This window comes from Kangiella sp. (assembly GCF_048265365.1).
Lineage (GTDB): Bacteria > Pseudomonadota > Gammaproteobacteria > Enterobacterales > Kangiellaceae > Kangiella.
This window is the reverse complement of record NZ_JBLXBT010000001.1, coordinates 1,409,774-1,421,513: the sequence shown is the minus strand read 5'-3', so window position 1 is coordinate 1,421,513 and position 11,740 is coordinate 1,409,774. Positions and strand designations below refer to the sequence as shown.

The window sequence follows — 11,740 nt, the reverse complement described above, 5'->3', positions numbered from 1 at the left end:
TCCAGCAACACAACTTTAAAGGAGGCTGATTTGAGCCAACCACAGCTTAATAAAAAAGCACCTAACTTTAAACTTCCCGCCACTGGCGACCAAACTCTTTCACTCGCCGATTTCAAAGGCAAAAACCTCGTCATCTACTTTTACCCCAAAGATAACACTCCAGGTTGCACCACCGAAAGCCAAGACTTTCGCGATCAGTACAAACAGTTTCAGAAACACAACACTGAAATTCTGGGCGTATCGCGCGATAGCGTCAGAACTCATGAAAACTTTCGTAAAAAACATGAGTTTCCCTTTGATTTGCTGTCTGATGCCGACGAAGAAATGTGCAAAGCCTTCGATGTTATAAAACTGAAGAAACTCTATGGGCGTGAATATATGGGGATTGAGCGCAGCACCTTCTTAATTGATGCGCAAGGCAAACTGAAACAGGAATGGAGGAAAGTAAAAGTCAAAGGCCATGTAGAAGAAGTATTAGAAACCGTTAAAGCACTATAAAAAACCACTTAAGAGGTGCCTCATGGTAAAAAACAATCTGGACGGAAAACGTCTATTCGTATTGGACACGAATGTATTGATGCACGACCCAACCGCTCTATTCCGCTTTGAAGAGCATGATATTTTAATTCCAATGGTTGTTCTTGAAGAACTCGACGCAGGAAAGAAAGGAGTTTCAGAAGTAGCACGCAATGTTCGGCAAGTTACCCGCTATCTTGATGACCTGCTCTCCGCTGCCGAAGAAGGCGAAGACCCGATGGTTGAAGGCATTCACATTGGCCTCATCCCACAAATCCAGGACCGCAACAAGCACGGCAAAATTTATTTCCAAACCAAAGAACACATCGACAGACTTCCCGACTCGTTGCCAAGCAGTAAAGCTGATAACACCATTCTTAATGTAGCGCTGGCATTGCAAGCTCGCGATGATGATCGAACCGTCACTCTGGTATCCAAAGACATTAACCTGCGCATTAAGGCCAATATAGTTGGTGTGCATGCCGAGGACTACTTCAATGACAAGGTGCTGGACGACGTAGAGCAACTTTACACTGGCTATTATGAATTGCCCGAAAACTTCTGGGATACTCACAGTCGTGATATCGACTCCTGGCAAGAAGAAGGTAAAACCTTCTATCAGATTAAAGGGCCTCTAGTCTCGGAATGGTCTATCAACCAATGTTTATTTCAGCCTCAAGATAATTTCGAAGCCATCGTCCGCTCGGTTGAAGATAAAGATGACCAGCCTATGGCAACCATAGAGTTGCTGACTGATTACAGTAGCGAAAGCCATAACATCTGGGGCATCGCTGCCAGAAATCGTGAGCAAAGTTACGCACTTAATCTTTTGATGGATCCCGAAATAGATTTTGTCACGCTGCAAGGCCCTGCCGGCACAGGTAAGACTTTGTTGGCTCTCGCAGCTGCATTAGAACAAGCCATCGAACTCAAGCGCTACAAAGAGATCATTGTGACTCGGGTAACTGTTTCAGTTGGCGAAGATATTGGTTTCCTACCAGGAACTGAAGAAGAAAAGATGACACCCTGGATGGGCGCTTTAATGGACAACCTTGAGGTGCTCTCGCCTTCTGATAATGATGAATGGGGCGCAGCTGTTACCCATGACCTTTTGAGAAAGTGGATAAAAGTACGCTCATTGAACTTCATGCGCGGCAGAACCTTCCTCAATAAATTTATTATCATTGATGAGGCGCAAAACTTGACCTCAAAGCAGATGAAAACCCTCATCACTCGCGCAGGTCCCGGCACTAAAGTCGTCTGTATGGGTAACGTGGCACAAATCGACACCCCTTACCTGTCAGAAACAACCTCGGGGATCACCTTCGTCGTTGACCGCTTCAAAAACTGGCCGCACTCAGGGCACATGACGCTAAAACGTGGCGAACGATCTCGTTTGGCTGACTACGCCTCAGAACTATTGTAACGACAAGTTTAAAACCTACAAAGCCTCGTAATTTCACGGGGCTTTTTTATTAAGAGCAGCAGCTAATTTCTCACTGATACATTAGCTGTAACACTTTAAAATACAAATTCATAGATGAGGTTACAATACCCTGATCGCTTGTTTAGCAAGCATTAAAAATGCTTTGTATTTCATCTAGTTAACGCGCAATAAAAAGAAACATTTCAGCGCTATATTTAGTGTTTTTATATTTAAATCGACACTCTTTGCTTTCTGTTTTTGACCTCACTTTTTTCCATGATTGACTTAACAAAAATCGTGCCGTAAAACTCTTCGCAAACAACTGGCAAAACTGTTGCCATATCTAATAATAGGAGATAGGAAGGAATGAAACCCTTAAAATCAATAACCACTGTGTGGGGAAGTGCTCTGTTGCTGGGCCTAGCTGCTTGTGCCAGCGTACCTGAAAAAGAAAGCTCGACCACAAAAGGAGCTAGCGCCTTTCAAGCGGTGCTAGAAAAGACTTACCAAGCAGATGCTCCCGGAGCGACCGTGGTGGTTTCCAAAGATGGCAAAGTCATTTTCTCGGAGGCCTATGGTATGGCTGATCTTGAGATGGGCGTTGCCATGAGCGAAGACCACATTCTACGCCTGGCCTCAGTTACCAAACAATATGCCGCTGCAGCAATACTGCTGCTAGCCGAACAGGGAAAACTATCACTGGATGATCCATTAACCCGCTTTCTGCCAGACTTCCCAGCAGATGATGTCACCATCCATCATTTACTCAATCACACCTCAGGTATTGCCAGCTACACCAGCATTCCTGGTTACTTTATCGATGAGCGCATTCGCCGCGAAGTAAGTACCGATGAACTGATCGCCGTGTTTGCAGAAATTGAGGAGGACTTTGCTCCGGGCGAAAGCTGGCGCTACAACAATTCAGGTTACGTGTTACTTGGCGCGATCATTGAAAAGGTCAGTGGACAAAGCTGGAATGCCTACATAGAAGAAAAGCTACTCAAGCCTGCTAGCATTGAACACACAGGTTATTACCCAGATAAACAAGTTCTGGCTGATCGTGCGCGTGGATATCAAATGGCCGATAACAACCCTGTTAATGCACCTTGGCTGAGCATGACCCAACCCCATGCCGCTGGCGCTCTTTCAGCGACAGCGCTGGATGTAGATCTCTGGCAGCGTGCCTTGCATGGCGGCGACATCATCTCCCAAGAAATGTTAGAGCGGATGTATACGCCGGACGAAGCCGCGAGTGAAGCCGGATACGGTTACGGACTGATGCGAGGAAGCCTGCACGGTCAACTAATGATTTATCACGGTGGCGGTATTCACGGCTTTAATACTCATGCGCTCTGGTTGCCTGAGGAAAAGCTGTCTGTGGTTGTGTTGAGCAACTATGTCGGCCTAGAGCCACGCCCAGGTGATGTGGCCCAACGCCTTGCAGCGCTAGCCATTAATAAGCCCTTCCCAATTGAACTTCCGACTGCCCAGCTTTCGGATGAAGCGCTCAAGGAAGTCGTCGGTGTCTACCGCATTAACGAAAATACGAGTCGCAGCTTGCGTCTCGTAGACGGTGAGATCATCAGCCAGCGCGATAGTGGTGCTGAATTCAAAGTACGCCCAGTGGGTGATGACCGCTTCGTCTTCTTAAACTCCCTGAGCTCATTCCAGCTTAAACGTGATGACCACGGCAAAGTAACGGGACTTGATTTCTATCAAGGTGGCGAAGCTAATCCGGAATATGCCGAGAAGATCAGTGATACTGTCGAAGTGCTAGTCGAAATTGAGCTAACTCCAGCGCAGATGGAACGCCTGGTCGGTGATTACGAAATCCAACCCAACTTCATCCTCAGCATACGCCGTAGTGACAAAGGCCTAACAGGTCAAGCAACCGGCCAGCCAGCCATTGACTTCCTAGCCTACAGCGAAAACATGCTGCTCAACAAACAAATTGGCGCCAAACTAGAGTTTGATTTGGAAGGAGATAAACCAGCAAGGGGTTTAACTCTCCATCAGGGCGGACAAAAAATGCCAGCTCCTCGAGTAGGTGAATAAGCGAAGTATTAATCAGTTCACTTATATCTCTTCTAACAAGAGACCTAGAAACAAAAAAAGCCCCGAGATTTCACGAGGCTTTTTATTTCTAACTCAACTCTAAATTAAGACTCTTTTGCCGACTCTGGTGAATCCAGTACTTTTTGTTCACCGAGTTCTCCTTCTTGCTCTTCCTTCTCTAGTTGGATTTTATGGCCTTTTAAAGCTGATAAAACCGCATTGACCAGTATCGCTAGTGGAATGGCGAAGAAGACTCCCCAGAAGCCCCACAAGCCGCCAAACAGGAGAATTGAGCCAATGATAGCTACCGGATGCAGATTGACCGCTTCGGAGAAAATTAAAGGTACGAGAAGGTTACCGTCTAAAATCTGGATAATGAGGTATATGACCAGCATGATATAAAAATCATGAGTGAAACCCCACTGAAAAAATGCAATCAGGGCAACAGGGATGGTCACTAATGCCGCACCTATGTATGGAATCAATACCGAAAGTCCCACGCACACACCCAACAACAAGGCGTAATTGAGACCCATAACCAGGAATGCAATATAGGAGCTAGTACCGACGATTACAATTTCCAACACCTTGCCTCGAATGTAGTTACCGATCTGTCGGTTCACTTCACTCCACACAGACTCAGCCAGGTGTCGCTCCTGAGGAAGCCATTGGGTACACCAGGCTATAATGGTATTGCGGTCTTTCAGGAAGAAGAATACTAGTAACGGCACCAAAATGATGTAGACCATCACTGTTGCGATACTCATCAATGAGTCCACTGAAGCGCTTAAAATAGCTTCGCCCCAACTCGCAAGCTCGCTGTTTAAGCTAGAGAATAGCGCGCTAACCTGCTCGGTGCTGACAAAATTAGGATACTTTTCAGGAAGCTCGAGAATACTCTCTCGAACCTTGGTCATAATATTGGGCAGCTCAGCGACGAGCTTAACGCCCTGCTTCCATACCAATGGAATCAGACCAAAAAACACGATAAATGCCATGCTAATAAAGCCAGCAAACACAACGATAACAGACCAGAAGCGAGACACTCCTTTCTTCTGCAATGCCTCCACAACCCATTCCAACAGATAGGCAAAGACCAGTGCCCACAGAATTGGGGCTAAAATGTCACCCACCGTTAAAATGATGAAAAAGCCCACAATTAGCAACATGCTAAGTACTATCGTTGCTGGGCTTGAAAAGTTACGTCTAAACCAACGAGTAAAAATTGTTGTCATGAGATTTCCAAAAGACGTTATTAGCTAACGCTTATTATGATACACAGTTCGTGATTGAACTTTTACCACACAAGTCCCATCATATACAGTAACCTGCTTACGATTTTACTATCGAATCATAAATTTATGACAACATTGCTCAAGACACTATCCCAAAAACGACGCTCTGCCGGGTCAAAGACCTCATTTTGTCTAAGCCTTTTACTCACCTTAGGTTTGTCGACTGCATTTGCTGCATCTAACGACCTGCCGAAGCTGGGTGAAACTGCCGGTTCTACGTTATCTGTCGCAGAAGAACAAATGGTTGGCGATCAAATTATGAGTCAGATCCGCCGCAGTCAATTTCTGATGCAAGATCCCTTGGTGACAGACTATATTCAGCAACTCGGTCATAAATTAGTAGCAGCTAACCCAGATGCCTTAGGCCGTCGCTTTCAGTTCTTCGTGATTCAGGAAGACTCCATCAATGCATTTGCCCTACCCGGCGGTTACATTGGTATCCACTCCGGATTAGTTACTGCATCGAAAAGTGAAAGCGAGCTTGCTTCAGTATTAGGCCATGAGGTAGCACACGTTACTCAGCGTCACCTTGCTCAACGTTTAGAGCAACAAGACAAAATTTCGATTCCGACCATCTTAGGAGTGATAGCTTCTGTTATTGTAGCAACCCAAGATCCTGAAGCAGGTATGGCCGGTGTTGCAGCGACTCAAGCCGCAGCGCATCAAAGTATTATTACTCACACCCGAGATAACGAAAAAGAAGCGGACAGGATAGGCATTACCATGCTGTCCAGTGCTGGCTTCGATGTACGCGCTGCCTCTGACTTCTTTGAAACCATGCAGCAAGTCAGCCGCTATACCTTGAAACCACCTGAAATTTTATTGACTCACCCGCTATCAAGAAACCGTATTGCTGCCGCTAGAGAACGCGCGGAACTATACCCCCATATTGATCATCAGGACTCGGTAGAATACCACTTGGTCAAAGCACGAATTAAGAGCATAGAGCTCGCTAACAATAGTGATAGCTTTAGAATTCTTGAAAGGAAGTATCAGACTAAACAGTTAAACTCAATCGAAGAGCGCTATCTTTACGCTGAATTATTGAAGAAAAATGGTAAAACCCAAGAAGCAATAAAGGTACTTCAATCGCTATATACCAACTATCCAGACAACCATCTGTTATTATTTAGCTTAGCCGAAACGCACAGAGCGAATAATAGCGGAACTGCAGTACTGCCGGAGTTACAGAAGCAACTGGAAAAGACACCAGGCTCAACTAAGTTGATATTAGCTACAGCTCAAGTTTATCTCGATAACAAGCAAGCCGAAGATGCAGAAAAATTACTCTTACGCTACGCCGACGTTAACCGTTACAACCCGAACTATCTATATTTATTGGCAGAGGCCCAGGCTCAAGCTGGCCATACTCCCGAAATGCATGAAACCACTGGCCAATACCTTCTGCTACTAGGAGATCTAAGGACCGCTAAAAAGCACTTTGAACTTGCGTTGAATGGGACATCCGAAGACCCCTACGCACAAACTCGTATCCAAGCGCGGTTAGATGATGTGAACTACCGGATTCGAGAATTTTTAGCGGAAAACTCGAGACGTTCCCGCTTTAATTTCAATTAGGAAACGTTGTCTATAACGCTAATTAAAGATAAGCCAATAGGTTACTGCGCAGACTTTATCTTTTCTATTAACTCAATAATTTTGTGTCGATCAACCTTTCCAAGCAACGGTCCCATGACCTCACCCTTTGGAGTAACGATATAACTCGCAGGCAGGCTTTGTGGGAGCTCCATAGGAAGAAAAGGCATTGGTTCAGTGGCAACCACTGGGTATTGGATATCCAGCTTCTCAGACAGAGCAATAAGCTCTTCATTAGGCAGTCTGTCAAAGCTTACACCAAGAACCTGAATATCTCCGTTTTCCTGCGCCAATAAGTTCAACTCTGGGATTTCTTCCAAACAGGGCGGACACCATTCAGCCCAGAAGTTGACTACTAGCCAGCTTCCCTCATAGTCAGATAGCCCCTTTTGCTCACCGTTCAATAAAGAAAAGTCTTTGCTACTATCGCACGATGCGACAAGCATAAGCAGGAAGGCAGAAAGAGTTAAACGCAAACACAAATGTCTCATAATAATCATTTATAAATCATTAAGTTAGAAAGGTTAATTTGAATAGAATGGTGGAAATGCCACGAACTTTCGTGCATATTATACTCAGTGGACATTACAAATAATAGAACTAAAAACAGATAGGCGCTATTAATGACGGAATTAAAGCTCACATACCCTTCTTTGCAAGCAGGCCAGGAATTCATGCTGGATACAGCACCCGCAGCCATTAGCGCCTGGTTGGAGCGTTTAGCCTTTTCTAACATTGATAATTCCATCGCTGAAATTTATAAAGTGGCCAAAACCTTAAACCGCTGTCAGCAAAAAACATCACATCGTGAAGCTAATTTTCTGACCTTAAGCAAGGGTTACCTACAGATTAGTAAGCATCTGCGCGAACACAATGATCGTCGAACAATAAATGTCAGTCACGCCCAACTCAAAGCCCTCCACTCCCTAAGCAATGAAATGGCTTTTGCCTTTAAACGGATTGTGGATGATTTAACGACACAAAAATTTGTCCTTAACAAGAATGCACGATTAGCGAAAGTCATTAACTTTGCGCAACATTACCTCGGTTTGATGCTCATTGAGCATTACCAACTGCATACTCCGGTACCAGCCTACTTGTGGCATGAGCTGCATATGCTGTATGAATTCGCTGAGGATAAAAAGATACACCGTGTAAAGACAGGCAATTTTAAAGATGCTTTAGAGCCAATGCCGACAATTGAAGAGACTTATATTCGAAGCTGCTTGATGGCAATCATCGATCCTTATCATCTGGGTGACAACCTACATTGGCATTTATTCAAATACTTTTCACATTGGGGTAATAAAGTCGTCCTTGATAGCAACCTCCAACACTTCAGTGAGAGCCGTTGCTTTATCATTAATTTAAATGAAGGCAAGAAGCCATTATTTATCCAGAAAGATACTGAGTACGAAGACTCCGGTCATTTGCGACTGTTGTTAACCAATCAACTGCTTGATGTAGTTGAGCAGCAGATGCTGAAACTGGAAGCGAGTCAGGAATTACCAAAGCCTGCTTTTTATCGGGCAATTGATACGAAGCTTGCAACTAAGTTATTACATCGAGTTTTCACCTATTGTGACCAACATCTAAAGCGCCAATCAACACGTTATCCGATGATGGGCCATGTCAGTATTGTTTGGGGCTCTGTGCCTATACACAAAATTCTCTCATCGAAAGACAAACTGACTATCAACGAGCATTTGGGCTACCAGATTAAAGAACTGCTAGGAAATGACTATAAAACCGGTATTAACTGGCAGACAGTTAACTACAGCGAAGGCGGCATGTGTATTCGCCATAACAAGGAACAGATTGCGCAACTGCCTGTGGGAAGTATTGGCTTAATTCGGATTGATGATAATCATGAAGAGCCTGATCGCTGGCAGTTAGCCATCAGTCGCTGGCAAAATATTGATCATGCGCGCGGTACAACGATTGGGGTTGAATATCTTCGTGGCGAGCCACATCTCAACTATTATCTGACGAAAACCAAGGATGATGAAATTGTAAAACACCCTGTCATCACGCTAAAACAAAGTGGCGACTTCCCATCAATGATGATTGCCTCTCGTAGCTTGATTGGTGGACAGAAATTATTGCAGATTGAAATCGACGGAAAGCATTACCCCAGCTACGTGACTCATATTGTTGAAAGCAGTTCTCAACTAGCTATTTTCGGTATTCGACGAGACTAACTCAACATCAAGCGCCTTAGCCATCTCCAGGTTTGCCTGTTCAATCGGTGTGCTGAAGCTGTCATCCTTCTCATCTGACAAGGCTTGATTATTGTTGGGTAAGCGCCAGTTCCCTCGACGATAGACCTCTTCTATAGTCAATGAGTGGCCTGTAAGCTTCAAACAGTATTGCTCGCCTTCAAGTTTTGCTAAAAAATTCAGCCTTAATAACTGCTCCATATAACCCCGCAGTGTCTGCTCATGTAAATAACTGAACTTACTCTTCAATTGCTCAAGCGAAAGAGAGCTTTCTTTGTCCTGGGCCTGAATAAAGAACTGCAAAATCTTGAGTACTGAAATAAATTCATGCTCATTCTTCTCGCTCTCTACTTCAAAGCGATGAAGTCCAAAACAGATAATCACACCAAGCAATAAAATAGACCAGGAAAGATAGACCCAAAGGAAGAATATTGGAATAGCTGTGATAGCCCCATAAATGAGCTCATAGCTGGAAAACTTCGTCACGAAAATGGCAAAGGCATACTTTGCTGTTTCGAACAAAATAGCCGTGATCGTCGCTGCAATTAAGGCTTTATAAAACCTAACCTGAGAAAATGGCACCACCATATAAAGCGCAGAAAAAGCCAGCACAATTAATATAAAAGGTAAGCCAATAGTTAAGACGCCACTGATGTCCGCAACAATCGGCAAAGCAGCAAAGTAAGAAGATGCTGCCAAACTAGCGGCAATCAGGATTGGCGCCATGGTTAGCATGGCCCAGTAAGCGAGTATCTTATGAATGCCTTTTCGCTGGGTTGGCGTTTCCCATAACGCATTTATCGAGCGATCAATGGAGCGCATCAACAATAGCGACGTCACGATTAAGAAGCCGAGTCCTATCGCCGATAAGTTTTTAGACTTGGAAACATACTCATTCAGATGCTCCTGAACCGCTAGACCGGTTTCAGGCATTAGATTATCAAAAATGAGCGTCTGCACCTGTGCATTAATACCTTCGAATGAAGGAAACACAGCCATTAAACTGACCGCAACCGTCATTAATGGCACTAACGCCAACATATTGCTTAACGTCAATTCTGCCGCCATGGCGCTGGCTTGCTTTCGATTAAACTGGATAAAAACAAATTTAATAAAGGCTTTTAACCACTTCCATCTTTTTTCCATGCTCATTTATGCCTAAAATAGCTCTACGTTTGAATAAATTACATCATATTATGAGTGAAATTAACATCTTACATAATCCTCGCTGCTCGAAATCACGTCAAACATTGGCACTTTTGCAAGAAAACGGTGTTGAACCGAACGTTATTGAGTATTTAAAGAGCCCACCAAGCAAAACCAAGCTTAAGCAAATCGTAAAACTATTGGGTGTTTCTCCACGCGATATCATTCGCACCAAGGAAGCCGAATACAAAGAAGCTGGTTTAGATAACCCTGATTTGACCAAAGAACAAATCATTGAGCTGATGGTCAGCAATCCTAAAGTCATCGAGCGCCCTATCGTTTTTTCCAAGGACAAAGCTGCCGTAGGCCGCCCGCCTGAAAATGTGCTAGCAGTCATTAAATAGAAAGGAATTATTTTGCGGCAAATCCTGATTTTGTATTATTCGCGCCAAGGCCACACTCGCCAGATGGCGCGCCTCATTGCTCGTGGCGTCGAAACTGTCGATGGCTGCGAAGCTTTGTTACGAACCGTGCCTGCGGTTAGCAGCGCTGAGCAATCTTCTTCAGAGACCAGCACAGAAGAAGCCAGTGATCCATTTGTGACACTGGATGAGCTTAAAGCTTGTGATGGACTTATTCTGGGCAGCCCCACTCGCTTTGGTCACATGGCTTCACCGTTGAAGTTTTTTCTGGAAACCACCTCAGCCATCTGGATGTCGGGCGCATTGGCTGGTAAACCAGCTGCTGTCTTCACCTCGACCGGGACTTTGCATGGAGGACAGGAGGCAACCCTATTGAGCATGATGTTGCCCTTGTTACACCACGGCATGTTAATAACCGGTCTGCCCTACTCTGAAACCGAACTGATTCATACCGAAACTGGCGGCACGCCTTACGGTGCATCGCATACCGCCGGTAGTGATAATGATAGGCCAATTAGCGAATCAGAAAAAAAACTGTGTATTGCTCAAGGTAAGCGTATTGCCAGCCTAAGCAAAAAGTTAGCAAGCAGCTAACCTTATAAAATAGCACTCAAAATAAGGTAACAAAACCTGATGCCAAATGATTTAAATCCACACTTAGTCAGCGCCAGTCGCTATCGCTTAATTGGTCTTGCAGTTTATGTAGCGATTCTGATTATGATGCCTTTTTATATTTTTCAGAATCATGACAGCCAAGCCTTGGTTTATTTTTCATTAGCCATATGGTGGGCGCCATTACTAATCGCAGTTCCAGGACTGTTTAAAGGCAAGACTTACACTTACGGGTGGACAGGCTTTATTATTTTACTGCCTTTCTTTTATGCCTTTTACTACATTATTGAACCAGAAAAATTTCAATGGTCACTCATCATAACCATACTCTGTGTTATCTATTTCTTTGCATCGGTTTTGTATGTTAAGAAAAATGCATTAGGACATGGTGTAAAGACCAATAAAGATGCAAAAAAAGCAAAAGGGCTGGAATAAACCAGCCCTTTTGCTTTC

Annotated in this window: 11 protein-coding genes; 8 read left to right on the top strand and 3 right to left on the bottom strand. The window is 44.4% G+C overall.

Annotated elements, in window-relative coordinates; translation table 11 throughout:
• The first annotated feature begins 30 nt into the window (after window positions 1-30).
• From bcp to ACN0VI_RS06615, 3 genes are all read left to right on the top strand, one after another.
• Window positions 31-498 (top strand): thioredoxin-dependent thiol peroxidase, encoded by a 468-nt coding sequence (gene bcp / locus ACN0VI_RS06625; RefSeq protein WP_417446201.1) that lies wholly within the window; start codon window positions 31-33, stop codon window positions 496-498.
• A gap of 22 nt (window positions 499-520) precedes the next feature.
• A complete protein-coding gene (locus tag ACN0VI_RS06620; protein ID WP_331889676.1) occupies window positions 521-1,942 on the top strand; it encodes a PhoH family protein in 1,422 nt (473 codons plus the stop codon).
• 366 nt (window positions 1,943-2,308) lie between these two features.
• On the top strand, window positions 2,309-3,997 hold the full coding sequence (locus ACN0VI_RS06615) for a serine hydrolase (RefSeq protein ID WP_417446200.1): 1,689 nt from the start codon (window positions 2,309-2,311) through the stop codon (window positions 3,995-3,997).
• A 104-nt stretch (window positions 3,998-4,101) separates the two neighbouring features.
• Here the strand turns inward: ACN0VI_RS06615 and ACN0VI_RS06610 are convergent, their stop codons facing one another.
• Window positions 4,102-5,232 carry an AI-2E family transporter gene (locus ACN0VI_RS06610; protein ID WP_331889672.1) on the bottom strand — a complete coding sequence of 377 codons (1,131 nt, stop codon included), beginning with the start codon at window positions 5,230-5,232 and terminating at the stop codon, window positions 4,102-4,104.
• 126 nt (window positions 5,233-5,358) lie between these two features.
• Here ACN0VI_RS06610 and ACN0VI_RS06605 point away from each other — a divergent pair, with 126 nt between their 5' ends.
• Window positions 5,359-6,870: a M48 family metalloprotease gene (locus ACN0VI_RS06605; protein WP_417446199.1), complete on the top strand. Its 1,512-nt coding sequence runs from the start codon at window positions 5,359-5,361 to the stop codon at window positions 6,868-6,870.
• A gap of 41 nt (window positions 6,871-6,911) precedes the next feature.
• On the opposite strand, the gene ACN0VI_RS06600 is transcribed toward ACN0VI_RS06605, so the two are convergent.
• The gene (locus ACN0VI_RS06600; RefSeq protein WP_417446198.1) at window positions 6,912-7,388 is read right to left on the bottom strand and encodes a TlpA family protein disulfide reductase; all 477 of its coding nucleotides are present in this window, start codon (window positions 7,386-7,388) and stop codon (window positions 6,912-6,914) included.
• Window positions 7,389-7,511: 123 nt separating this feature from the next.
• On the opposite strand from ACN0VI_RS06600, the gene ACN0VI_RS06595 reads away from it, so the two are divergent.
• The gene (locus ACN0VI_RS06595) at window positions 7,512-9,089 is read left to right on the top strand and encodes a hypothetical protein (protein ID WP_331889666.1); all 1,578 of its coding nucleotides are present in this window, start codon (window positions 7,512-7,514) and stop codon (window positions 9,087-9,089) included.
• On the opposite strand, the gene ACN0VI_RS06590 is transcribed toward ACN0VI_RS06595, so the two are convergent.
• Entirely contained in the window at window positions 9,060-10,253 is a 1,194-nt protein-coding gene (locus tag ACN0VI_RS06590) for a YihY family inner membrane protein (RefSeq protein ID WP_331889664.1), read from the bottom strand. The genes ACN0VI_RS06595 and ACN0VI_RS06590 overlap by 30 nt on opposite strands.
• A 50-nt stretch (window positions 10,254-10,303) precedes the next feature.
• Between ACN0VI_RS06590 and arsC the strand changes: the two genes are divergently transcribed.
• The 3 genes from arsC to ACN0VI_RS06575 are packed head-to-tail and all read left to right on the top strand — an operon-like array spanning window position 10,304 to window position 11,722.
• The gene (gene arsC / locus ACN0VI_RS06585) at window positions 10,304-10,657 is read left to right on the top strand and encodes an arsenate reductase (glutaredoxin) (RefSeq protein ID WP_417446197.1); all 354 of its coding nucleotides are present in this window, start codon (window positions 10,304-10,306) and stop codon (window positions 10,655-10,657) included.
• Window positions 10,658-10,669: 12 nt separating this feature from the next.
• Window positions 10,670-11,269 (top strand): NAD(P)H:quinone oxidoreductase, encoded by a 600-nt coding sequence (gene wrbA, locus ACN0VI_RS06580; protein ID WP_417446196.1) that lies wholly within the window; start codon window positions 10,670-10,672, stop codon window positions 11,267-11,269.
• 39 nt (window positions 11,270-11,308) lie between these two features.
• On the top strand, window positions 11,309-11,722 hold the full coding sequence (locus tag ACN0VI_RS06575; protein ID WP_331889658.1) for a DUF2069 domain-containing protein: 414 nt from the start codon (window positions 11,309-11,311) through the stop codon (window positions 11,720-11,722).
• Window positions 11,723-11,740 lie beyond the last annotated feature (18 nt).

What these genes read in the sequence shown, in the direction of transcription:
- ACN0VI_RS06620 (WP_331889676.1), top strand. Translation starts at nt 521, where the DNA reads ATGGTAAAAAACAATCTGGACGGAAAACGTCTATTCGTATTGGACACG.
- ACN0VI_RS06615 (WP_417446200.1), top strand. Translation starts at nt 2,309, where the DNA reads ATGAAACCCTTAAAATCAATAACCACTGTGTGGGGAAGTGCTCTGTTG.
- ACN0VI_RS06610 (WP_331889672.1), bottom strand. Translation starts at nt 5,232, where the DNA reads ATGACAACAATTTTTACTCGTTGGTTTAGACGTAACTTTTCAAGCCCA.
- ACN0VI_RS06605 (WP_417446199.1), top strand. Translation starts at nt 5,359, where the DNA reads ATGACAACATTGCTCAAGACACTATCCCAAAAACGACGCTCTGCCGGG.
- ACN0VI_RS06600 (WP_417446198.1), bottom strand. Translation starts at nt 7,388, where the DNA reads ATGATTATTATGAGACATTTGTGTTTGCGTTTAACTCTTTCTGCCTTC.
- ACN0VI_RS06595 (WP_331889666.1), top strand. Translation starts at nt 7,512, where the DNA reads ATGACGGAATTAAAGCTCACATACCCTTCTTTGCAAGCAGGCCAGGAA.
- ACN0VI_RS06590 (WP_331889664.1), bottom strand. Translation starts at nt 10,253, where the DNA reads ATGGAAAAAAGATGGAAGTGGTTAAAAGCCTTTATTAAATTTGTTTTT.
- arsC (WP_417446197.1), top strand. Translation starts at nt 10,304, where the DNA reads ATGAGTGAAATTAACATCTTACATAATCCTCGCTGCTCGAAATCACGT.
- ACN0VI_RS06575 (WP_331889658.1), top strand. Translation starts at nt 11,309, where the DNA reads ATGCCAAATGATTTAAATCCACACTTAGTCAGCGCCAGTCGCTATCGC.